20 protein-coding genes are annotated in these 21,720 nt (G+C 46.0%); 11 read left to right on the forward strand and 9 right to left on the reverse strand.

What is annotated here, in order from left to right:
- The first annotated feature begins 200 nt into the window (after positions 1 to 200).
- Positions 201 to 1,685: a serine/threonine protein kinase gene (locus KDW_RS02905; protein WP_162004901.1), complete on the forward strand. Its 1,485-nt coding sequence runs from the start codon at positions 201 to 203 to the stop codon at positions 1,683 to 1,685.
- Here the strand turns inward: KDW_RS02905 and KDW_RS02910 are convergent.
- The 3 genes from KDW_RS02910 to tnpA all read right to left on the reverse strand — a co-directional run bounded on the left by KDW_RS02910 (position 1,682) and on the right by tnpA (position 5,048).
- A complete protein-coding gene (locus KDW_RS02910; protein WP_151754574.1) occupies positions 1,682 to 2,254 on the reverse strand; it encodes a hypothetical protein in 573 nt (190 codons plus the stop codon). The genes KDW_RS02905 and KDW_RS02910 overlap by 4 nt on opposite strands.
- Positions 2,255 to 2,710: 456 nt before the next feature.
- On the reverse strand, positions 2,711 to 3,985 hold the full coding sequence (locus KDW_RS02915; protein WP_151754575.1) for an MFS transporter: 1,275 nt from the start codon (positions 3,983 to 3,985) through the stop codon (positions 2,711 to 2,713).
- Positions 3,986 to 4,637: 652 nt separating this feature from the next.
- Complete coding sequence (gene tnpA / locus KDW_RS02920) at positions 4,638 to 5,048, reverse strand: IS200/IS605 family transposase (RefSeq protein WP_151754576.1); 411 nt, start codon at positions 5,046 to 5,048, stop codon at positions 4,638 to 4,640.
- 19 nt (positions 5,049 to 5,067) lie between these two features.
- On the opposite strand from tnpA, the gene KDW_RS02925 reads away from it, so the two are divergent.
- The 3 genes from KDW_RS02925 to KDW_RS02935 all read left to right on the forward strand — a co-directional run bounded on the left by KDW_RS02925 (position 5,068) and on the right by KDW_RS02935 (position 8,136).
- A complete protein-coding gene (locus KDW_RS02925; protein WP_151754577.1) occupies positions 5,068 to 6,252 on the forward strand; it encodes an RNA-guided endonuclease InsQ/TnpB family protein in 1,185 nt (394 codons plus the stop codon).
- Positions 6,253 to 6,569: 317 nt separating this feature from the next.
- The gene (locus KDW_RS02930) at positions 6,570 to 7,598 is read left to right on the forward strand and encodes a D-2-hydroxyacid dehydrogenase (RefSeq protein WP_151754578.1); all 1,029 of its coding nucleotides are present in this window, start codon (positions 6,570 to 6,572) and stop codon (positions 7,596 to 7,598) included.
- Positions 7,599 to 7,746: 148 nt separating this feature from the next.
- Positions 7,747 to 8,136 (forward strand): response regulator, encoded by a 390-nt coding sequence (locus tag KDW_RS02935; protein ID WP_151754579.1) that lies wholly within the window; start codon positions 7,747 to 7,749, stop codon positions 8,134 to 8,136.
- A 164-nt stretch (positions 8,137 to 8,300) separates the two neighbouring features.
- Here the strand turns inward: KDW_RS02935 and KDW_RS02940 are convergent, their stop codons facing one another.
- From KDW_RS02940 to KDW_RS02950, 3 genes are all read right to left on the reverse strand, one after another.
- The gene (locus KDW_RS02940) at positions 8,301 to 10,541 is read right to left on the reverse strand and encodes a transglycosylase domain-containing protein (RefSeq protein WP_162004902.1); all 2,241 of its coding nucleotides are present in this window, start codon (positions 10,539 to 10,541) and stop codon (positions 8,301 to 8,303) included.
- Between the two features lie 256 nt (positions 10,542 to 10,797).
- Complete coding sequence (locus KDW_RS02945; RefSeq protein ID WP_151754581.1) at positions 10,798 to 12,042, reverse strand: cytochrome P450 family protein; 1,245 nt, start codon at positions 12,040 to 12,042, stop codon at positions 10,798 to 10,800.
- Positions 12,043 to 12,130: 88 nt separating this feature from the next.
- Positions 12,131 to 12,889 (reverse strand): DUF72 domain-containing protein, encoded by a 759-nt coding sequence (locus KDW_RS02950; RefSeq protein ID WP_198925180.1) that lies wholly within the window; start codon positions 12,887 to 12,889, stop codon positions 12,131 to 12,133.
- Between the two features lie 1,094 nt (positions 12,890 to 13,983).
- Between KDW_RS02950 and KDW_RS02960 the strand changes: the two genes are divergently transcribed.
- Positions 13,984 to 14,316 carry a hypothetical protein gene (locus tag KDW_RS02960; RefSeq protein ID WP_151754584.1) on the forward strand — a complete coding sequence of 111 codons (333 nt, stop codon included), beginning with the start codon at positions 13,984 to 13,986 and terminating at the stop codon, positions 14,314 to 14,316.
- A 546-nt stretch (positions 14,317 to 14,862) separates the two neighbouring features.
- On the opposite strand, the gene KDW_RS02970 is transcribed toward KDW_RS02960, so the two are convergent.
- From KDW_RS02970 to KDW_RS02980, 3 genes are all read right to left on the reverse strand, one after another.
- Complete coding sequence (locus tag KDW_RS02970; protein ID WP_151754585.1) at positions 14,863 to 15,093, reverse strand: gas vesicle protein; 231 nt, start codon at positions 15,091 to 15,093, stop codon at positions 14,863 to 14,865.
- A 159-nt stretch (positions 15,094 to 15,252) separates the two neighbouring features.
- Positions 15,253 to 15,930 carry a gas vesicle protein GvpJ gene (gene gvpJ / locus KDW_RS32610; protein WP_151754586.1) on the reverse strand — a complete coding sequence of 226 codons (678 nt, stop codon included), beginning with the start codon at positions 15,928 to 15,930 and terminating at the stop codon, positions 15,253 to 15,255.
- Between the two features lie 38 nt (positions 15,931 to 15,968).
- A complete protein-coding gene (locus tag KDW_RS02980; protein ID WP_162004903.1) occupies positions 15,969 to 16,970 on the reverse strand; it encodes a GvpL/GvpF family gas vesicle protein in 1,002 nt (333 codons plus the stop codon).
- Between the two features lie 1,052 nt (positions 16,971 to 18,022).
- Here KDW_RS02980 and KDW_RS02985 point away from each other — a divergent pair.
- From KDW_RS02985 to KDW_RS03010, 6 genes are read left to right on the forward strand one after another with little or no spacing between them, the layout of a single operon-like run.
- A complete protein-coding gene (locus KDW_RS02985; RefSeq protein ID WP_151754588.1) occupies positions 18,023 to 18,784 on the forward strand; it encodes a GvpL/GvpF family gas vesicle protein in 762 nt (253 codons plus the stop codon).
- Positions 18,785 to 18,793: 9 nt separating this feature from the next.
- Positions 18,794 to 19,750, forward strand: a complete 957-nt coding sequence (locus KDW_RS02990) for an ArsA family ATPase (protein ID WP_151754589.1) — start codon at positions 18,794 to 18,796, stop codon at positions 19,748 to 19,750.
- Between the two features lie 3 nt (positions 19,751 to 19,753).
- Positions 19,754 to 19,993, forward strand: a complete 240-nt coding sequence (locus KDW_RS02995; RefSeq protein WP_151754590.1) for a gas vesicle protein GvpG — start codon at positions 19,754 to 19,756, stop codon at positions 19,991 to 19,993.
- Complete coding sequence (locus KDW_RS03000) at positions 19,990 to 20,283, forward strand: hypothetical protein (RefSeq protein WP_151754591.1); 294 nt, start codon at positions 19,990 to 19,992, stop codon at positions 20,281 to 20,283. Before KDW_RS02995 ends, KDW_RS03000 begins: the two co-directional genes overlap by 4 nt.
- A complete protein-coding gene (locus tag KDW_RS03005; RefSeq protein WP_151754592.1) occupies positions 20,235 to 20,942 on the forward strand; it encodes a hypothetical protein in 708 nt (235 codons plus the stop codon). Before KDW_RS03000 ends, KDW_RS03005 begins: the two co-directional genes overlap by 49 nt.
- Complete coding sequence (locus KDW_RS03010) at positions 20,897 to 21,679, forward strand: hypothetical protein (protein WP_151754593.1); 783 nt, start codon at positions 20,897 to 20,899, stop codon at positions 21,677 to 21,679. The genes KDW_RS03005 and KDW_RS03010 overlap by 46 nt, the downstream gene beginning before the upstream one ends.
- Positions 21,680 to 21,720 lie beyond the last annotated feature (41 nt).

Here is a 21,720-nt window from a genome sequence, read left to right on the forward strand (position 1 = left end):
TCAAAAGATTGGTTGTGCCAGCAATCATTTGGGAAAAAAGCACTTGTCCATCAGGATAGTATCGCCAGGTGTAGTATATACTACATCACTGTTTGCTTGTCCATATGTCAAAATCTCTAAAAGGCCTCAAAATAACTAAATACATATGTATCTGCATGCGGGTCGTAAACCGTACCATAGATATGATGGAGTATACAGAGATGCAACTTGGGAATTACCATATTCTACAACAACTGGGACACGGTGGATTTGCGGATGTCTATCTAGGTGAACATATCTATCTGAAAACACAGGCAGCTATCAAAATTTTACATACGCATATTGAGCAGGAAGAGATAGAGAGTTTTCGGAATGAGGCGCTTTTAATTGCCCACCTGGTACATCCTAATATTATTCGTGTGCTGGATTTTGGGGTTGAGAAGGCTACGCCTTTTCTGGTGATGGAATATGCTTCTGGCGGTACTCTGCGCCAAAAGTTTCCAAAAGGAACACAGTTGCCGCCAGCGGTATTTATGCCTTATCTGAAACAGGTGGCCTCTGCCTTACAATATGCGCATGAACAAAAATTGATTCATCGTGATGTTAAGCCACAAAATTTATTGCTGACCCAGAACGAAGAAGTAAAGCTTAGCGATTTTGGTATTGCGTTAGTTGAGCAAACGTCGCATGATCAGCAAACAGAAGATGCTGTGACTGGCACCATTGCCTATATGGCACCCGAACAACTACAAGGCAAAGCCCGACCTGCCAGTGACCAGTATTCCCTCGCGGTCGTAGTCTATGAATGGTTAAGTGGAAACAGGCCTTTCATTGGTTCTCGGATGGAAGTGATCACACAGCATCTTAGCGCCCAGCCACCTGCGCTGGATGAACAGGCACTCCACATACCCCATGCCGTATCAGTAGTGTTGCAAAAAGCACTGGCTAAAGATCCTCATCAACGCTTTGCCAGTGTACAGGATTTCGCACTGGCGCTGGAACAAGCTGTACAAAACAAGCCACTGGAAAGGCTGGAACCTCTTCCAGAGACGGAGCCGGCACCCAAAATTACAAATCCATACCAGACAGCCACCACAGCAACTACAGCTACCCAGGAAGCTTCAGGGCCAGCATCAACGCACATTACGTCCCGCAATGCGCTTGATTTGCAATCAACCAAGCAGCGTGCTAAAACGCTGGTTACTCATACCCGTCCCGTGGTCAAAAAAGCCACTGGATGCGCCGGAAGATTGGTAATGCTGGCACTTATAATCCCTGTACTACTCTGTGTCAGTGCCTTTGCTGGTTATACTTATCTCATCAATCGCAATCCATCATCACAGGCAACTGCGATGGCGCATGATTTTATGAGTGCAGTGCATGCCCGTAATTATGAACAGGCTTATAATGATCTCAGTCCTGCCGTCAACAGCCATGATAATTTTATCAAGCAGGCTCAGAACGAAGATCACTGCTATGGGGGATCACCACATATACAGAAACAACGGGATCTACGCCTAATAATACACAGGTGCACAACTATACCATATCACGCCCTCAGCTTGCCCATTCCTATCATTTGCATATTACATTGGGTAAAGATTTCTGGGGTAACTGGCATATTACCGATTACAATAGCGATATATCTTCAGGCAATCCAACATGTCCTTAATTATGGATTACACATCAATCCTATCGCATATTAGAATGTGATAAAACCCAGAGCCTCTAGTTCCATTACCACTTTCTCAGCCTCTTTTTCATCCCGCATGGACATTAATACAGCAATCTTCCCAATATTTCTCATACCATCAACCAGCAAAAAAATGCGCTTCTGGGATCGCGACAAACTCTTCAGGGTATCCGCACTGGCATACAAAGAGCGACGAGGAATGCGCAAAGAAAACTGAGTTGCCAGACTTATAGAACCAGTATTAGAAGAGTACTTTATAGGACCAGTATCCGAAGAGTACCTTACTGATTCCGAGGGGGGTGAAATGCGTAGGGGTGCCGATGGCTGAACATCTAAGTGCCAGTTGCGCGGTCCCAATCCATACAGCAAACGCAGAGCCTTATTACCTGAGGCACAAATCTTTCCATCTTCAGTGACAATACGGCAACGCATCGCCTGCCCATCACGCAAACCAATCTGTGCCATACAAGGCACCGTCAGACCATTAATGCCATGTATGAAGAGCGTTGAAAGAACTCCCTGTTGACGCATCTCAGCTAATAAAGGCAAAAGGTATTCTAGTTCAAGCTTGTATTCTCTCATCTTAATCACTACCCACCTCTCTTTAATCATGCTATTCAGATAGCATCACACCCCGAGCGAAGAGATCAAACTAGCGCGAAAAACGGATTGTGGATAAACCCCGCATGCACATTCCCTGCATCAGACAATTGAGATTACATAATTTAACGTATGTGTAGAAACGGTGAAACAATTCTCTTGCAATGTTTCATCATTAAAATAGAGTATAACATTACCATATGCCCTCAACACATTAAATATACATATATATTTCTAGCAAAATAGGGACGGCGACATATCTTTATAAAATCTTTCTTTTCATTCCGGTGGGATAGTAAAAACGAAAAATATAATTTGAACTTGTCTGGCGCGTCAATCGCTGCTATGCTGCTAGCTATTAAGCTCGATCTGAGGAAGAGAGGGCCCTCACTCCCGCTCTGGCAAAAGGAGAATGAAGACCTTGATGAAACACTCAGCCTACTGTTGTAAGCGTGATAAAGATTGTCTCAGTTGAGCTGCACGCAAACGCACGAGCAGGTATGTTCCCAGACTCCCAATGACCAGTGCGAGCACTGTCCAGCTATAGACGGTACTATATGCTGAGGTAGTAAGCCCCAGCCCGAACAGCGGAAAAAGGATAATCATAGCCAGACTAAACATCCCTGTCTCAAATGAGAGCACCATCGCTCGCTGCGCCTCTGGACTTCTTTCATTGATTTGTGTACTGACAGTAGGATAAAGAATCGCAGTCGCCGCTTGAAAAAACGTCAGGAAACCAACAAGGCTGACCATTGCATTTGGAATGATCATCAAAAGCAATCCTCCTGCTTGAAAGAGCACACAGGCAAAAATCAAGCTGCGCGTGGAGAAACGTCTCATCAGATAAGGAGCCAGCGCGGTCAAACCAAACTGACTCAGACTACTGACAGACATAATAATGCCAATACTACTCAGAGCAAAGCCAAGCTCTTGAAATTGCAATTGCACAAAAAAGTAGATTGTCGTACCACAACTCTCCATGAGCCCTGAGATCAGGATCAGTCCCAGCAAGCGGGGAGAATGCCAGACGGCCTCTAATCCCTTCCGAAAATGCAAGATTGGATGCGGTCGCTCATGCGGCTCACGCCGGGGTTCAGTAACGGTTTTGGGTAAGAGCAACAATGGAATAATCGCCAGCAAACATGCCAGCGCATGACAGATAAAAGGCAACGTCTGCATGATATTACCAAGATAACCACCCAGCGTGGTACCAATAATCTCACTGACAATACTCAACATGAGCATCAGACTAAATAGCTTACTATAACGTACGCTTTGTTGTTGAGTATCACCAGGCGCCGAATATTCGGTCAGGGTCCAGAGGACAGCCTCATTGGCGCCTCCCAGAAATGCATAAGAGATGCCAGACAGTATGAAGCTGATAAACAGCAAAGGAAGAACTGGTACCAACAGGAACAATGTCTCAAGCGCACCTAAAAGACAATATACTATCAGGCTCTTGCGGCGGCCCAACAAGTCAGCAAAAATGCCGCTCGGAACTTCGGTGATGAATTTCGCCAGATGGAAGGTCATTTCCAGCAACCCAATCATTAATGGCGAGTATCCATGCGCAGCCAGATAGATCACCCAGATCGCGCTGGTAAAGACCAGACGCGTAATGCTATTGTAGCTAAAAAAAGCAATCAACCAGCGCCGCTTAGGGGCTGTTTTTTGCACCAGCGTAACAGAAGGTTCTAACATTGAATCGCTCATAAGAGATCCCAGGCTCCTTTCACAAAAAACACGGCATGGCGAGAAAAAATTGTATGGAGAGCCTGGCACGAATACCGAACAGAGAAGAGTGGCGCATAGATCTCTTAAAAGCTTGTTCAATCATAACAAGTGTGCGAACATATAACGCGATTGAATCTGAAGGAGAAGAGAGATTCCTGAAGGAGGAGAGTAGTTCCACGCTAAACAGAGCATGTCTATCATAAAACATGCTTTCAGGTCAGCGCTACTTTCCGCCGCACAAGCATTTCAGCGCCAGGCTGCTTATACGGCAAAGACATGGCCGAGACGGGTCGGCTGAAGGTAATAATGTGCCATGCGTAATGTGGCGGTGATGCCAGATACATGGCTTGACTGCGTCATATTCATACCATGATCTTAACAACACGTAAGTAGCTTGTCAAGAATGAAACCAGGTAATTTGCCTATTTACTTAAATCACAGAGTGGCAAACCGGTCTTCTCAGCAATTACTGCACGCAACGCCTGCAATTGTCTGGCATATTCATCATTTGCCAGAGCTGGCTTACTCAGGACCGTTCTTCATTATACTATCCTCTTTGTTTTTAACATGGGAGCGGGAAGTCCCTCCCCGTTTCAAGGGGAGGGATGAAAGCGACCAGCATACCCTTTCTTTACTTGCCTTGACACTCTGTGATGTAACGGGTGATCGTCTCAGCTGAAACGCGCCCCGCTGTTCCCACGTAGTAACTACTCGTCCACAAGTGGTCCTTTCCACACACTTTTTTGAGATGCGGGAACCGCTCACGCAAGAAACGTGACAAGTACCCTTTGAGCAGATTGGCAATCAGCGCCGGACTCCATCGGGGTGGCGCACTCACAAAGACATGAACATGGTCGATGTCCGTTTCCATTGCCAGCAGGGTCAACCCTTGCTTTTCGCAGCACTGAGCAATCAACCGTTTCGTCTCCACTTGTACTTCTCCTGTGAGAATACGCCGCCGATACGTGGCAATCCATACGAGGTGATACGCGATTGAGTAGTGCGCATATATCGTTTTGCCCACTTGTACACTATTTACCATCTGTGATATACTCTAACACATGCATACCGTTAAAATCTACCACCTGAATCATCTACTGGCCAAGCACTACCAGCGATTGCGTTGTGCACAACAAGAAGCAGCGTTAGTCTGGAATGCGTGTGTTGCCCTCCACCTGCACGCACGCATGCAGCATACGAAGTGGCCCAGACGCGATGTCTTGCAGAAAGCCACCAAAGGACGCTTTGCCCTGCATAGCCAGTCGGTTCAGATGGTCACGCATGCTTTTCTTGCCAATGTGGAGACCACCCGGCAACTTCGCCAGTCGCATCCCGCAATGCGGATGCGCTATCCCTACAAAGAAAAGCGATTTTACCCCGTCTCCTGGCCTGCGCAAGCCGTGACCAAAGAAGGCAAGCGCGTCGTGTTACCAATGGGACGTGGACGCGATTCGCTGGTGCTGCCAGTCGAATTGCCTGAACACAGTCGATCAGTGACGCTGGTGTGGAACAATGGCTACGAACTTCATGTCAGTGTCGAGGTTCCACAAAGCGAAGAAGCTCCAGGGAAGATCCATGCCACAATCGACCTAGGCGAGATCCACCTTGCGACGGTCACCACCAACACCAGTGAGGCGATTATCGTCACCGGACGTGGGATACGCTCACTCAAACGAGGACGCACCAAAGCCTTGCGCACGATCAGCAAGAAACAAGCTCGATGCACCAAACACTCTCGTCGTTGGAAGAAGTTGCAACGGGCCAAAAACAAGCAATCGCAACGAGCCAAGCGCCGTATTCGTGATCAGCGGCATCAAGCCACCCGTAAAGCCATCACCTTTTGTGTGGTGCAGAAGGTCGGAACCCTCTTCATTGGCAACCCTGATGGGGTGCGCAAGAAGAACAATGGGCGCCACCACAACCAGCGTATGAGCTTATGGGAATACGGTAAAGATATCGATTACCTGACCCACAAAGCCAACCAGGCTCACATTGAGTGCTTCACTGGCTCCGAACGAGGAACAAGCAGCCAGTGTCCGGAATGTGGGCATAAACATAAGCCGAGAAACAGGCAATGGATCTGCAAAGCATGCGGGTTCTCTGGACACCGCGACCTTGTTGGTTCGATCAATATGCATACAATCACCTTTGGTGAACAAGTAAACTTTCCTCGTTCGTTTACGTATCTACGTCCTGCCAAAAGCAGGAGAAGTAGTAGAAGGGCAGACATGCCCCTGGTCTCATAACGAGATCTGTTGTCTCAGTGAGTCCGAGCCTCACCCACACGTTGTAGACGTGGTCCCTTCGGGGGCAGGCTACCGCTCGGACGATGCTGAGAAGCCTGTCACCCTTGAGGGGACAGGAGTGTCACATTTAGAAAAGGGAAAATAATTTCTACCTATAAAAAATGAAAAAGGAGAATATATAGATTCAAGGCAGATTTCCAGGTAAGAATAAAAAATGGACCGGGTCATAAGAGGCGCGACGCTACCACACGCTTAATCTATCAGGCCGTTCTGATGCGTGATACCATTGAAGACATTGTTAGAAGGAGAATTGTGTAGTGAATAATACATCTACCTCCAAACGCACGGTCCTGATAACCGCGCATGTGGATGAAGAGTGGAAGAAACGCTTACAAGAAATCTCGCCTGACCTGCACATTGAGTTCAGACCAGATGCTTCTGTTGAAGATATTCCTGCAGATGTGTGGCAAGAGGCTGAAGTTTTGTTTACCCTGGGCTCGTTCCCGCAACCGGAGCAAGCACCCGGACTGCGTTGGGTACAGTTATATTCAGCTGGTGCGAATCAGGCGTTTGAAGGTCCGCTCGCCAAATCTGACATTATCTTTACGACTGCCAGTGGCGTTCATGCTGTCAATATTGGAGAGTATGTATTGACAACGATGCTGGCCTGGTTCCATCGCTTTCCCCGCTTTTTAGAGTGGAAACAAAAAGCTGAGTGGCCAGAGGATGCAGGACGCGAACAGTTTATGCCAGAGGAACTACGTGGGAAAACGCTAAACATCGTAGGCTATGGCAGTATAGGCCGTGAAGTTGCCCGCCTGGCAAAAGCCTTTGGTATGCGTATCCTGGCTTTAGAGCAAAGGGAAGATCATGGAGATCATGGCTTTCGCTTTCCAGACGTTGGAGATCCAGAAGGAACGCTACCCGATCACTATTATAAGATCGATCAATTCCATCAAGCACTTGGAGAAAGCGATGTGGTAGTGGTCGCCGTGCCGTTAACTCCGACTACCAGAGGGATGTTTGACAAGCAGGCATTCGCGGCAATGAAAAAGACCGCATTGCTGGTCAACATAGCTCGTGGAGATGTCTGTGATGAGCAGGCACTCCTTCAAGCATTACAGGAACAGCAGATTGCAGGGGCAGTACTGGACGTGTTTAATGCAGAACCACTTCCTGCCAGCAGCCCTCTCTTCACTCTCTCTAATGTTTTTATGACGCCACATATATCTGGCCTGACTCCCCATTATGATGAGCGAGCAACGCAGATCTTTGCCGAAAATTTACGTCGCTATGTCAAGGGAGAAGAGCTCTACAATAGCGTTGATAAAAAACGTGGCTACTGATCCATCCACAAATAAAATAGTTGCTGCCAGCTAAAACCGCTGGCAGCAACTATTTTATTTGTGCGTGTGAAGCGTTGGACTATCTTCTCTCGTAGTACAAATAAACAGGCGTTCGCCTGCAAATTTACATTGAAAGGATACGCCTGCCATGCAATCACATTCACATGATGAGCAACACAAAACCATACTGGTAATTGAAGATGATGCAAGTGTTGGATCAAGCCTGGTACAGATCATTGTTGAGGAAACACAAAATCTTGCCTTTCTGGTAACCGATCCAGAGCAAGCTTTGCAGATATTTGAAGAACTGTTGCCAGATCTTCTGATTATTGATTATCATCTGCCCCATATGAACGGGCTCCAGCTCTATGATTTCCTGCAGACCCGGAGAGAGTTTCAACATATTCCAACCATTATTATTAGTGCCGCAGTTCCTCGTGAGGATATTCAAAAGCGCCAGTTGATCGCACTGGATAAACCATTTGAAATCGATGATCTCCTCTCACACATCGATAATCTTATGCAAACGCTGCATTAAAAATTTTACACATATCCATCAAAAGCCTCAGAAGCGCACAACGTTGCGCGCCATATAGTAGCTCCCTGCCTATTTCCACTAGCATGCACAATTAATCCTGAAAAGAAAGATCCGCCAAAGTACATTTTCTTTGGCGGATCTTTCTTTTCGAGAAAACTGAATACTTATCTCTTCAAAACCCAGTCACCATTCTCTTTCACAACAGTGGAAGGAGGGCCGGGAAAACTGAGTGCTGGCTTGTCTTTGTTGAGATAAAGTTGCACATCATGCCAGATAGGGCCAGCGCCATCAACACCAGTTACATCAATCATTTGTGAGTTATCATTATTACCAGCCCAGACACCAACAGTATAACGGGCGGTATAACCCATGGTCCAGTTATCCACAAATGAATTCGATGTACCAGTTTTAGCTGCAGCAGGAATAACCTTGCCTGGATTACCAGCGTAACAATTAGATGTGCTACTGGTATACAGGTAAAGGGAACTACAAGGACCAAACTCCAGGTTACGCGCGGGATTGTCTGATAAGGTGTTAGTTACCATAAAGGCAGCGGCCTCACTCAATACACGCGTCCCTTTGGTATTTGGTTTGTAAATGACTTTTCCTTGCTGATCGGTCACAGTATCAATCGCATGATAAGGGACACGGACGCCACCATTCGCAAAAGTAGCATAGCCCTGAGTGTTATCAATCAATCTGATACTAAGTGAACCAAGCACCATGGAAATACTGGGTGAGCCATAGTAGACATTTGTCGCTTTTGAACCGGCTCCATCAGAGATATTCATCATTTTCTGCGCGACTGCCAGTGAGGGTTCAATACCAGCCGCCTGCTCAATTTTAATCGCAGGAATATTTAAGGAATTATCCAGCGCATGGCGATAGGTCATCCAACCACCATACGTCATACTATAGTTGTGCGGCTGATAGGAGGGTAGACCACAACACATAGGAACTGTCAGTGGTGCATCCAATACCCGCGAACCAGGGCTGGCCAGGCCTGCCTGGAATGCGGTTGCATAGACATATGGTTTGAAGGATGAACCTGGTTGGCGATAGCCTTGTGTCGCAACATTGAAGGATCCATACTTTGGATCATTTGGATCAATATTGCCAACGATCGCGCTCACCTCACCTGTATGCTGATCCATGACAACCACAGATGCATTAGTAATATGGTGCGCGACCATCTGCTGTACATGGAGTTTTGCGCTGTTCTGAGCATAATTTTGTAATTTGAGGTTCAGCGCAGTCTTAACGACCAATCCTGAACGAGACAGGTCCGATGGCTTGGCTTGCAGGCTCGTCTGGAGTTCGCTCATCACATAATTGACATATGTAGCCGCTTGTTCGGCAGGAGGATTGGTAGGTTTAATAAAATTGGGTTTTTGAATCTCCTGAATAGCTGCGGCTTTCTCTTTAGCAGAGATGTAGCCTTGCACATACATCTGATCAAGCACTTGCAATGTGCGTTTATAACTATTCTTTGGATAAGCGATTGGATTACGTAGGGCCGGATTACTCGGAATACCAGCCAGCGTGGCAGCCTGAGCAATATCTAGCTGCTGGGCAGCAGTTTGCTTGCCATTATCGTGTAAATCAAAGTACTTTGTAGCCGCTTCTTCAGCACCATAAACCATATTTCCATAATAGATAGTATTAAGATACATTTCCATGATTTGCTGTTTGCTATAATAGCGCGTGATTTGAGGGGCCAGGATTAATTCTTGCAATTTACGTAAAGCAGTATCTTTATTACCTACAATGGTATTTTTGACCAGCTGTTGGGTAATCGTACTACCACCAGCCACTACACCATGGGCAGTAATATCTGAAATGGCAGCACGAATGATACCTGTCAGATCATACCCATCATTTTTCCAAAAATTTTGGTCTTCAATAGCGATTTCTGCATTGACCAGATTAGGGGAAATCTTTTTCAAAGGCAAAGTGGTCTGCCTTCCCTGGTCAGCAGTTTGAAAGATTAACGTGCCCTGCGTATCATAGATTTTGAGATTATCCTTGGGTAGGATATCCTGCAGAGTAGAAATTCTTCCTTGATACTGTTGATTAACCGCATTTGTAAAACCTTGAAACGATACCAGTACAACTAGTACAACAAGCAGGACCGAACAAGCAGCAAGAATAACGGAAACCATGGTACGCGTATTCTTGCGCAGTCTTTTTTCAACCTGTAAATTGGTGCCGCGCAACGTCTTGCGCTTGAGATAACGTTTGGTATGCCAGCCTGAGGCATGCAAACGCTTATGAGAGCCTTCATACATCACGCCTGGGGTCGGCGCTTCAGGAGCGTCACCCAATCGCTGAGCGACTGCCGCCTGACTATAGCCAGGCAACTTCGCAGGCTGTCGCTTTATTTCAGCAACATCAGCAGTGTGCATCTGCAGATTTTTTGCTCTTCCGCATCTAAATTTCCCGGTGCGCATTCCGGTTGACATAGATATTGATCTCTTTCTCATGACATAAATTAAACCTTCTTCTTTTACAACTATGGCACAAACAGAAAAGTATCGGAAACTAGAAGAATACACTAGGCTATATGGGTTAGGACTAGTATAAGTAGGGGAAAATCCTCTATCTTTATCTTAATCTTAAGATGTGACATTGTAGAGGGATTTAACCCCCTACATCATTTTCTTAAAAATTGACTGGTAAGGAACGCAAACCCATGATCAGTGCACCTGGTCGCCATGTGAGTTCTTCAGGTGCAACTGCCAATCGGATATGTGGGAAACGTTGCAAGAGGGTCGAGATGGCTATCTGTCCCTCTAAGCGTGCTAATGGCGCACCCAGACAATAGTGAATGCCTTTCCCAAAAGCTAGATGCCGATTATCCTGACGCGTAATATCCAATGTCTCTGGATTTTTGAATGTTTCTTCATCGTGATTGGCTGAAGCAAGAATGACAACCACATAATCCCCGCGTTTGAGCAGTTTGCCATTGAGCTCAACATCCTCCCCCATCCAGCGTTGGGTTGCCGTCATCAAGGGACCATGAAAGCGCAAAAACTCTTCAATCGCGCTCTTAATCAGGGCTGGATCTTGCTGCAATAGCTCTTTTTGCTCGAGATGCTGCAACAAAGCCAGCATGCCATTGCTAATCAAGTTCACGGTAGTCTCATGACCTGCAATCAACAGAAGAGAAACCATTGAGATCAATTCGCCCTGTGACAACTTATTTCCTGCAGTTTCTGCTTCAATCAAACTACTGAGGAGATCTTCTGCCGGCTGCTCTCGCTTCTTATCGATCAAATAACGCAGATACTCACGAAATGCGGCTATCTGTTCCGCATTCTGACGAAATGAATCGGGATCGCCCGATGATTCGATGAATAAATTAGACCAGACACGAAACTTATCCTGATCTTCGCGTGGTATCCCCAGCATCTTAGTAATCACCAGCATCGGCAATGGAAAAGCAAAATCATTGACGAGATCCATGGTTCCCTTTGCCTCTACACTGGCTAACAGTTCATTTGCGATGGCCTGAATACGTTCCCGCCATCTTTCAATAAATCGTGGTGTAAACGAAAGGTTAACCAGGGAGCGTAACCGTGTGTGATTGGGAGGATCAACACCCAACATGTGGCGTTCAAAAAAAGCTGGACGCCTCAGAGCTACATCCTCGCTATCTGCATCCTGTCCCATGGGTATATTACCAAACTGCTGTTGTAACTGCTCTGATGATAGTGCTCGCTGGGGATCTTTCACAAACCGCGCATCACGTAAAGCCAGTTCAGCATCTTCATAACGTGTAATCAACCATCCCAGGCGATTGCCCGGCAATATAACTTGCTTGACTGGATCATCTTTGCGTACATTGGCAAAAACTGGATACGGATTTGCTTTGAAAGCTGGTGAACCAAGTTCTATTGAGGACATACATATTCCTGCCTTTCAATATTTATAATCAAACCTTTTTATGCACATTGATAAAAGCTATTTCTTTCCTCTTCTTACTATACAATTTTTATGTCGGTTGTGCAGCCAGAGAGCCAACCATTCGCTGTAGACGTGAAGCATTATAAATGGCATGAGCATCAGCATCATTATTAAAATAGATGTATGCTTCACGGCCATCTCCCACATCTTTCATCAAGCGCTGAGCCCAGAAAGACAACTCATCTTCGGTCAAACCAACCCCATAGGCACCATTATGGACACGGATATAGCTGAATGGGCCAACCGCGGGCAGATCTAACGGAGTAGAAAAGCTTCCTCCTACGGCCAGAGCTAAGGCGCAGTTTGCATCCTCCAGAATCCGAGCGATCTGAGGAAATTGATCTGCCTGCAACCATGAAGGATCTCGAAACTCAATAGCTGCTTGATATTTACGTGGTAATAAAGCAACAAAGTTTGCCAGCCGTGGAATATCAACATGCCAGTGTGGAGGCAATTGATAGAGGAATGGACCCAACCTTCCATTCAAGCCTTCGGCCGCCGTCACAAGTCGTTGCAATGGCTCCTCTGGATCATGGAGTTTCTTCATATGAGTCAGATAACGGCTGCCCTTAACCGCAAAGCGAAAACCAGGTTGTTCCTGCGTCTGTTGATATAAATGCTCAAACTGCTCACGCGTTGACAGACGATAAAAGCTTCTATTAATCTCTACAGTTGCAAAATGTTGCGCATAATAAGCCAGTTGCTCACGCGCAGGAAGTTTTTCAGGATAGAAACGCTCCATCCAATGAGGGTAGATCCAACCCGAGGTGCCAATCCAAATCATCATCTTATCCATTTCATATTGTATCGCATTTTCGTATCAAAGACGTATTCGAGCGCTGCTAACAAAAGTTCAATACGCGCTCACCACTTCTCTATAGGATACCAAGAGCCCTTTCTAAGGCTGGTTTATTTTTAAATGGACAGTGCAGAAGTCGGTCTTCTCACATTATGATTATTCTACGATTGTTCAGGAAAAGTTCGGACAAAATGGAGAGAGACTCGTAATAAGAGAAATGCCGAAACGCGCTACAGGGCTCTCAGCTTACGATGAGATGACCATCACGTATCTCGATGACAAGAGCCAATCTTTCCACTGTGCGGGCGGAGAAATACATCTGAACCGCTTTCAGGGCGAACGACAAACGCATAAACTACGCAATATCAATCAGATCCTCATCGGCATAGCCAACAAAAAATAGAGAGAGCAGGAGGCAAAGATATTGTTCTCCAATCTCTTGCGACAGCCTCCTGTTCAGCCTTATTTACGCAAAATAATAGCCAAAAAAAACAACTTGACAAAGCCATTTCTATCTTCTATTCTCAATGTAGGTTGAAAACAACCAATCAGTAAAATGTGAGTACAGCCAACTGCCTCTCGAAGCCGTTGCTGTCAGGTATGATGTATGAGCGCTTAGAGAATACGAAGAGTTTGGAATACGCTGAAAAGGGATGTATTCAGCCTTTCTACTCAGAAAGGATTGTGTCTATGAAAAGGACATCATTATCTCTTCTTGATGACCTTATTACTCATATTCATGATTCTTTGCCACAGCTAATACGACAGAATTCCAAATCAAGCGTAATAGAATCCAACGGCTCATACGGTTGACCTGTCATACTTTCCTGATCTATACCAACTTGCCTGATAAGTTTACTCTCCATACTTCCATCTATACTGAACCTGCACATGTATGACAGATAACGGACCAGCTAAAAATAAGGTATTGTGTATGTCATTGCGTCTAGTGCTCTGTCAAAGGTGATGAGAAAGGCAGGGGTGTACACCATGGCTTCCCTCTCCCGCCCGCTACGCGGGCTCATCTGTCTCATGAAGCCTGACAGAATACTAGAGATGCTTTTAATTCAAGGAAAGGGCTCATGCTTAAACGTATACCTGGCGTTCGTCGCGTCGTTGGAGGGTCTATGGATCAGGATAAAAAGAGTGAACAACCTGAACAAGATACAGACCAGGATCAAAACAACGAACAGAAAAGTTCTGACCAGGATCAGGACGAACAGGCTGATACATCTAAAGAGACAGATAGTTCGCAGCAGCAAACGTTGGCTTCATTGAAAAAAGACAATCTGATCAACATGGATACTACATTAAGGTCTCTATTCCAACAAAGTGGAATGAAAATTCCTAGTGAGTGGGGACTTCTGATGGCATCAGGGCATTGGATACTCATCTGGAGAAGGAAAGGTCTTTAAATCCTTGCCAGGTAGCATTCGCCAACAAAAAGGATCGCTCTATAGTTACTGTATATTTATAGAGCGATCCTTTTTGTGACACTCCGCACGCCCTGAAGGGGCGGCGGCTTCTTGTACTCCTACGTAGTCGGCCCCCTGAGTCAGTGCCTCGTTGAGGCAACTCGTTGAAGACCGTAGTGGGTGAGGAATACACTCAAGCACAGATCCACACATCTGCTCGCTTGAAGGGCGGTGCCATGCCTGTTCACCGTTTCATGCCGTACCCGGCGGGTGTGCAGCCAACGTCGGGTGTTTGGCGACCTGGAAAGGGTGAACACCTTTCTCTTTCGAAAACTGATGCATGCATCAGTGGGAGGCTTTTCTTGAACGATTTTGCCTGGCAACACTTCCTAAGGCCGTACAGCCTGTGCTGTCGTGCCTTCGTTGCACCTATGCAGTATAATCCAACCATGCATTCTATGCAACAAGCAAGGGCTAAAGCCCAGCAGAAACCCGCCTATCCGCCTGGGTTTAAACCACAGCGGCTTGCGGCGGGTTACGCTTTTGTCAGGATTCTATTCGAGGAGTAGTAATAAAGGGATCATCTTCCCACCAGTTAATCCCAAGTGATTTTGCTTTGTCTACTGAAGCTACCAGCAATCTGATTTTAATCGTTATCAGCTCAACATCGATCAAGTTTATCTTGATATCCCCAACAATAACGATACCTTTGTCAAGGATTCGTTCTACCAGATCAGTAACGTTGGCTGGCTGTACAGCGGTCATTTGTTCTGCCATAAATAGCCTCTTCTCTTTCCAGTACGTTGATTGTCTGACACAGAAACTGTGTTCAACACAAGGCGCTACATTTCTTATCCATACAATGGTCGTTAGCAGGAATATGGAAGACAATCTGACCTGGATCAGAAGTGGTATCTCACTATCACTGCGGCAAACTCATAGGAGATCGCCCAGAGGACCCAGATTGAGATTGAGATCTTCATCTGTGAGATCAAAGTTCTCTTTCAGATCCGTAATTTTCTCGTCTAAAAGGAAAAAGGCACTGCCTAATCGCTCTATCTCTACTTCCGTCAGTTGCTCATCTTCGATGCGTCTGATCGCCTGTTTCTCCATTAATTGCCGGATCAAATCAACGAGCGTTAAAACCAGTGCAACCAGCCCTTTTTCTACGTTGTCATGATCAAAATTTATACCAGATTTACCACGATGTGAGGATTGAGTATCCTTAGCTGACGTTGATGATCTGGCGCTTACGTTACCCTCGCCATGAGGATTTCTCAGGGAGGAATCTTTTGAAGAACTCCTGTCAGTCGGAGCAGAGTTGCTTTGTATTGCTGATTGTGGCTCATCCAAACTCTCTTGTGGAGCGCGTCTTCGTCTGGCAGGAGGTCTTCCATCATGAGGACCTCCATTTCTCGCAGCACGCTCAACCGTTCTTACCGCGCCAAGTAGCAATTCTAAATTGAGGTAGACGAGGTCAATATCGGCTACCGAGAGCACAACCTCCCCTTTAACCACTACACCTCTATCAATAAGTCGGTCTAAAAGCTCAAGAAGGGTCGTCTGCTGATTTCTGATTATCTGATCGCTGACCTGTCGCTGTTGACTTTCCATTGACACTCCCACAATCTGAGTACAATTGTGACTCTCTTTTACTCGCGCTCATTGGGCCATTGATAGACTTGCGGGTAGATCAATCCATTCTCAGTGAAGTCTTGCAGGGTCGTGTAGGCTGTATTGATGCGTTGAAACTCCCTGGAATCCTCTTCACTATTTGTATCCGGGTGATGTTCTTTCGCTAACTGATGATAGGCGTCGCGTACTGTCTTAGCAGTGATATCTACAGGTAAATGTAAAATTTCCCTGGCCTCATCAATACTGGCACGATCAAATCTTTTGACTTCAATGGTCGCAAAACTATAAGGAGGCAGGGGACCAACAACGCGAAAATTCACACTACTCTCCAGGCTCTGATCCAGAGCATCAAGTGCGTGATAAAAAGCGTCCACCGCTGGTGTCGCAAGCAAAAAGGCCGCATTAAAAATCATCTCATCACCAGCAATATCATGCACACCAACCTCTTCTGCCACTGGTTGCAGCGCCTGCAAAATCGCCTGGTGATATCTAGTCTTTTCGGCTGTCAGAGCACGCTCAATATATTGACCGAGGATGATTTTATCCTCCATACTCGCATTGCCCGCTTTTGCGGCGATTTCCTGCTGCTTTTCGCGAATCTGGCTGTTCTCGCGAGAGATAATAGGAAGGACTTTGGATAATTCCCAGCGAGCCACAACATCCAGTTCTCGATGTCCCTCCATCCGCTTCAGGATCTCATGAAGGAGTGTATAACCCTTCGTTAAAAACTCGGTTACCTCTGCTTCAGCCTCTACCATAGACCCGAATTTGATTGGTACGATCGTAAATCGTTCCATAGCTTTTTCAATCACAAAATTATGGATGGCCAGATCCTGGACGACTTGTTCTTGCTCTAGCGAATCATAGCGCATCAATGGCCTGGGAGAAACAACAGCGGCTATATCTTGAAAGCCAACGGTAAAGACACGAGGAATAGCCGGATTATCAATACCAAAGTTTTGTGGCTCTTGAGAATTACTGAGTTTGATAACGCCATAGATATAGATGCCATTTGTCATACGTCCTCCTGCTATCTCTAATCCAGGCATATCGCGCAAGAACATGCACTGGAAGTATATCTGTAATCACAAAAATTCTGCAATTATAATACTGCCAGTATACAAGCTAGCAATATTATAATGCTAGCTCTCCTATTGCCATTGAGCATGTAGATAAAAGACAAATAGTTGTCCTTCCCCATGCTAGTGCTCTGTCAAAGGTGATGAGAAAGGCAGGGGTGCAGAGGATGGCCATCCCCCGACTGGGTTCCAGAGTTGTGCCCTGATCTCCCGCCCGCATAGCGGGTTCATCTATCCCATGAGCCTGCCAAAGCACTAGTAGTCTGTCAGACATCATGTGATGGTGAGGTGGGGATGCAAGGGGCCGCGAAGCGGGGATACAAGGGGCCGCGAGGCGGGGATGCAAGGGCCGCGAGGCGGGGATGCAAGGGGCCGCGAGGCGGGGATGCAAGGGGCCGCGAGGCGGGGATGCAAGGGGCCGCGAGGCGGGAATGCAAGGGGCCGCGAGGCGGGAATGCAAGGGGCCGCGAGGCGGGGATGCAAGGGGCCGCGAGGCGGGGATGCAAGGGGCCGCGAGGCGGGGATGCAAGGGACCGCGAGGCGGGGATGCAAGGGGCCGCGAGGCGGGGATGCAAGGGGCCGCGAGGCGGAGGCGGGGATGCAAGGGACCGCGAGGCGGGGATGCAAGGGGCCGCGAGCCCCTTGACTGGGGGATCGGGGGCTGTGCCCCCGTCATCTCCCCCTCCCGCCCGCGTAGCGGGCGCACAACTCATCACACGAAGTTTGACAATGTACTAGCTAGCATGCTTCATACTATATAAGATTACTGCGAAAAGATTAATGATACATTTCATAGATAGCTGAGCTTGATATAATTTCAACTTGAGTGATAGTATAAATTTACAGCATTTTTTCAAGGTGAAATCGACAAAATCCTTTCACTTAAGAGATTGCAAAAAGGATTACTAATCTATATGCGTAGAGGCTTTTCCTATACTGGAAGAGGTCAGGCAAGTTGAGATGACCTTGATAGCTTACTTGAGGAGCAAAACATGAGCAGTGAAGAAGGTCTCTATCTTTATGGCATCGTTGCTACCAATGACAACAAAGATTTTGGCCCGATCGGTATAGGTGGAAGAGGCGATATTGTGTATATGCTTCCCTACCGCGATATTGCTGCCATCATTTCAAAATCTCCCATAAAAAAATACCATGTGACGCGTGATAATGTACGTGGGCACACCAGTGTATTAGAAAAAGTTGTAGAAGATTACACAGTTCTACCTGTACGCTTTTGCACCATTGCTAAAAATGAGGAGATGATTACCGAAAAATTACTCAAGGCGCGTTATCAAGAATTTGTTGATTTAGCAAAAGATATCCAGGGAAAAATGGAGTTAGGCATAAGAGCGCGTTGGAAAGACATGGATGCGATTTTTGCTGAACTGGTAGAAGAAAATAAAAGTATAAAAACCTTGAAGGCCGCCTCTCTGCGTGAAAAAGATAAACAAAAGCAATATGCCAGCAGTGTCAAAATTGGCGAAATGGTAAAAAAAGCGCTGGAGAAAAAAAGAGCAAAAGAGACACAAACACTGCTTGATGCAGTGAAACCCCTCAGCCTGGATTATAAAGAAGGTCAACTCTATGGAGATATGAATCTTGTCAACGCATCCTTTTTAATCGAAAAAACAAAGGAAAGCGATTTTGATAAAAAGGTCAATGCGTTACAACAAGAATATCAAGAAAGAACCTTATTGATCTATACCTCATCTATTGTTCCATATAGTTTTGTGGAACTGGTAGTGAAATGGTAGGAGGCCACTTTGTCATTACGCCATTTATCACAGACATCTTTACAATTTATTCTTTTCGGCGGCAAAGGAGGGGTTGGTAAAACAACCATGGCCGCCGCGACTGCGGTCGAACTGGCCAGAGAACACAAAGTACTACTCTTTACAACGGATCCTGCGCCATCACTTACAGATAGTTTTGGTCAGACAATCGGCAGCGAACCAACGGCTGTTGAACAGGTGCCCAACCTCTTTGCCATGGAGATAGATGCCAGCAAAGTGCTTAAAGAGTTTAAAGAGAAATATGGCAGCGAAATCCTGGAGATCCTCCAACAGGGAACCTATCTGGCAGATGAAGAGACGGAAGAACTCTTTCACCTTGAGATTCCTGGACTGGATGAAGTGATGAGTTTTAAACTGATCATGGATTTTATGGAAAATAAAAACTATGACATCTATATTGTAGATACAGCACCAACCGGCCATACCCTACGGCTCCTCATGTTACCAGAGCTTCTAGATAATTGGATAAAGTTTCTGGGTACGCTGCGTTGGAAGTATCATAAGATGGTCCAACACTTTGCACGCACTGAGCGTGTTGAAGGTGCTGATAAATTTCTGGTGGAGATGAAAAAGACCGTCAAAAAGGTACATACTCTGCTACAGAATGCGCAAAAGACAGAGTTTGTAGTGGTCACGATTGCTGAGAAAATGGCCGTTTCGGAAACACAGGACCTCATCCATAGTCTGTCAAAAATGCATATCCCGTCTCGAGATATCATCATCAATAATATTTTTCCCCGGGATGAGTCTGATTTTATGCATCAGCGCCGACTCTTTCAAGACAAGCATATCCAGACCTTGAAGGAGAAATTTCCCCAGCATAACGTCACAGAGATTATTTTGCAGGCGACAGAAGTTCAAGGTATAGATAGATTAAGGACATTGGGTACCCAGTTGTTTACAGAAACGCCGGAGGAGGATACATAAGCCATGTTTATTCTTGATGATCTATTGATCGGGCTCCCCGTCAAAGGCTTTAAAAGCATCCTTAGAACCATCGCAGATATGGCCGAAGAGGAATTAACGGACGAATCCAAAATAAAAGAGGAACTACTTATGTTGCAGACCCTATTTGTAACTGATCAAATTACTGAAGAAGAGTATCAAAGTCGGGAGGACGAACTTGTAGCAAGACTTAGCCTGGCGGAAGAAGGAGAGAGTGAACTATGAGCACAGAAGAGACACAGGAAACCAAACAAGTCAGAGACGAAGTCAAAAAGACCAAACATAAAGAGGATGCTGCTCATCGTAATAGACGCTTGACAGGTGTACATGACCTCAAAGGGCAAGCGATCTTAAAAGCTCACGGGGACTCAAAGGGGCACGAGGTATCAAAGGGGCGCGCGATCTCAAAGGCGCAAATGGCCTCAAGGGTGCAAATGGCCTCAAAGGAGCACACGATCTCAAGGGCGTGCAAGATATTACTGGAACTGGTGGTGGCGCTAATGGACTACAAATAGGACTCAAAGTCATACAAGAGGTTGTAAAAGATCAACTACAAGGGAACATCGTAAAACTCAAGGAAAATTTAACTGAGGCCAGCGAAACCATGAAAGATAATCTGCAAGCTGGCTTGCAATCAGCTTTCCAAACCGGAGCTGATGCAATGGAAGCATCACGAGACCAATCCTCCCAGGAGCATCACAACAAAAACGAAATTGTGAAGCCTGCTACTGATAAGCACGAGCTAGCAAAAACATCATCAAAAGACAGTCAGAGCTATGTTGACAGGTCAAGAGAGTTATTTACAAGACTAATAGCAGACGGCAATAATCTGGAAGATCTTGTAGACAAATTAGTGGGAAACATTGGCACGGCCAAAAATACGCTGGACAAGATCTCCACCGGTATTGATATTGCCCGGGATGCACTTGAACAGGCTGGTCCTCTCATAGGTCAGCAAGAAAACATGAAAAAGCTCCAGGAAATCCTGAATGCGTTAGCACCACGCGTTAGAATGGCCAAAGAAATCATAGATAAAATTGAGCTCTTGCTCAATTCTCAGGGCGACGACTCAACGATAAGAAGCATATTGGATAAGTTTACCGGGGGGTTGATAATGTACAGGATGTCTTGCTTAAGGTCAAAGAAAGAGTTGATACGCTACAGGGAACATTAAGCAAAATCACTGTCATCATTAAAGCGCTCGATAAAATCGCGCCGATGATTGATAAAAAATCAGAAATCAGTACAGCACGCAACATATTAAGTACTGTCACGACGACGATTAAAACAGTAGAAAATATACTTAATGTCGCCACAACAAATATCCATACAGTACAACGCGTACTGGACAAACTTATGTCCATTGCAAGTCAACAAGCAGAAGCAGCACAAACAATTGAAGCCGATAAGCAGCCTTCCGGATTGATAGCTCCACCTGATCAAGAAGCTACCAACAACCAAAAGCCTGACGCCACCGTTACGCAACCTGACCAGGAAGTTACAGACAATAAAGAACCTGCTACCACCGTTACGCAACCCGATCAGGAAGTTACAGACGATCAAAAGCCTTCCGCCACAGTCGCGCAACCCGACCAGAAAACTAAAGACGACAAAAAAACCGTCAATGAGGTCGACCGTCCTGCTCAACAAGTCAAAGAGAAAACCACTGACGAGGTCGCGCAACCTGACCAGGAAACGGGGTCAGATCAAACAAAGGATCAAGATGCTGAGATAGAACAAGAAGATAATCCAGAAGGAAACATGTTAGGGTCATTGAAAAATGCAAGTATCATCAATCCAGACGCACAATCTATGCAGCAGAAGATCGAAAAATCTCGTTCAGAACTCCCACCTGACTCAGGAATCGTTAGTTATCCTGGCCATGTCTTTCTTGTTCTAAAAGAAAAATAGGCAAAAACCTGGCACTCATAAACAACCTGCCATTGGTGATA

The organism is Dictyobacter vulcani (genome assembly GCF_008974265.1).
In the GTDB taxonomy this organism is placed as follows: Bacteria; Chloroflexota; Ktedonobacteria; order Ktedonobacterales; family Ktedonobacteraceae; genus Dictyobacter; species Dictyobacter vulcani.

Bases quoted from the DNA above. Each gene is read 5' to 3' on its own strand.
- KDW_RS02995 (WP_151754590.1), top strand. From the start codon at position 19,754: ATGTTTATTCTTGATGATCTATTGATCGGGCTCCCCGTCAAAGGCTTT.
- KDW_RS02945 (WP_151754581.1), bottom strand. From the start codon at position 12,042: ATGTCCTCAATAGAACTTGGTTCACCAGCTTTCAAAGCAAATCCGTAT.
- KDW_RS02910 (WP_151754574.1), bottom strand. From the start codon at position 2,254: ATGAGAGAATACAAGCTTGAACTAGAATACCTTTTGCCTTTATTAGCT.
- KDW_RS02935 (WP_151754579.1), top strand. From the start codon at position 7,747: ATGCAATCACATTCACATGATGAGCAACACAAAACCATACTGGTAATT.
- KDW_RS02940 (WP_162004902.1), bottom strand. From the start codon at position 10,541: ATGCACACTGCTGATGTTGCTGAAATAAAGCGACAGCCTGCGAAGTTG.
- KDW_RS02925 (WP_151754577.1), top strand. From the start codon at position 5,068: ATGCATACCGTTAAAATCTACCACCTGAATCATCTACTGGCCAAGCAC.
- KDW_RS02960 (WP_151754584.1), top strand. From the start codon at position 13,984: ATGCTTAAACGTATACCTGGCGTTCGTCGCGTCGTTGGAGGGTCTATG.
- KDW_RS02985 (WP_151754588.1), top strand. From the start codon at position 18,023: ATGAGCAGTGAAGAAGGTCTCTATCTTTATGGCATCGTTGCTACCAAT.
- tnpA (WP_151754576.1), bottom strand. From the start codon at position 5,048: ATGGTAAATAGTGTACAAGTGGGCAAAACGATATATGCGCACTACTCA.
- KDW_RS02905 (WP_162004901.1), top strand. From the start codon at position 201: ATGCAACTTGGGAATTACCATATTCTACAACAACTGGGACACGGTGGA.
- KDW_RS02970 (WP_151754585.1), bottom strand. From the start codon at position 15,093: ATGGCAGAACAAATGACCGCTGTACAGCCAGCCAACGTTACTGATCTG.
- KDW_RS02950 (WP_198925180.1), bottom strand. From the start codon at position 12,889: ATGATGATTTGGATTGGCACCTCGGGTTGGATCTACCCTCATTGGATG.
- KDW_RS03000 (WP_151754591.1), top strand. From the start codon at position 19,990: ATGAGCACAGAAGAGACACAGGAAACCAAACAAGTCAGAGACGAAGTC.
- gvpJ (WP_151754586.1), bottom strand. From the start codon at position 15,930: ATGGAAAGTCAACAGCGACAGGTCAGCGATCAGATAATCAGAAATCAG.
- KDW_RS02915 (WP_151754575.1), bottom strand. From the start codon at position 3,985: ATGAGCGATTCAATGTTAGAACCTTCTGTTACGCTGGTGCAAAAAACA.
- KDW_RS02980 (WP_162004903.1), bottom strand. From the start codon at position 16,970: ATGACAAATGGCATCTATATCTATGGCGTTATCAAACTCAGTAATTCT.